The sequence below is a fragment of the Halomonas sp. ATBC28 genome, from assembly GCF_005937175.1.
GTDB lineage: Bacteria > Pseudomonadota > Gammaproteobacteria > Pseudomonadales > Halomonadaceae > Vreelandella > Vreelandella titanicae.
This window is the reverse complement of record NZ_VCQL01000136.1, coordinates 1-422: the sequence shown is the minus strand read 5'-3', so window position 1 is coordinate 422 and position 422 is coordinate 1. Positions and strand designations below refer to the sequence as shown.

The 422-nt window shown below is 58.8% G+C and carries 1 pseudogene; it reads right to left on the bottom strand.

Annotated elements, in window-relative coordinates:
* Positions 1-422 (bottom strand): annotated as a pseudogene (locus E0L35_RS25705) (ATP-dependent DNA helicase RecG); the annotation flags it as partial.

Here is a 422-nt window from a genome sequence, read left to right as displayed (position 1 = left end):
CCGCCACTACGCGTGCCTGTGCGCCCGTTGGCTTGAACGGTAAGGCGGCGAGGAGTTTATTTTTCAGCGCGTCATTGGCGCTCAGCGGCTGAGCATGAAAACGTTGTGCACCGGCACGTAACGCCAACATGCTGAGGTTGTGCGCCAGCAACTCTTCCAGAATCAGCCGGCGTTGTGCCGGATGCTGCCCGGTTTCGAGATCGCTAAGCTGTAGCGTCGGCGGTGGGCGGTGCAAAGTGCGCAACGCTTCCGGTAGCGTCATCATTCCTTGTGACAGTTCCGGCGGCAGGAGTTCTTCAATGGCGCATGTGTCGAGCAGATCCAGCGCCTGGTCGGTTAATTTACGCAGCGTAGCCTGCTTTACGCCTTCCGTAGTTGGGTAAACCGGCGTGAGCGTTTCCTGTAACTCTGGCGTGCTGAGA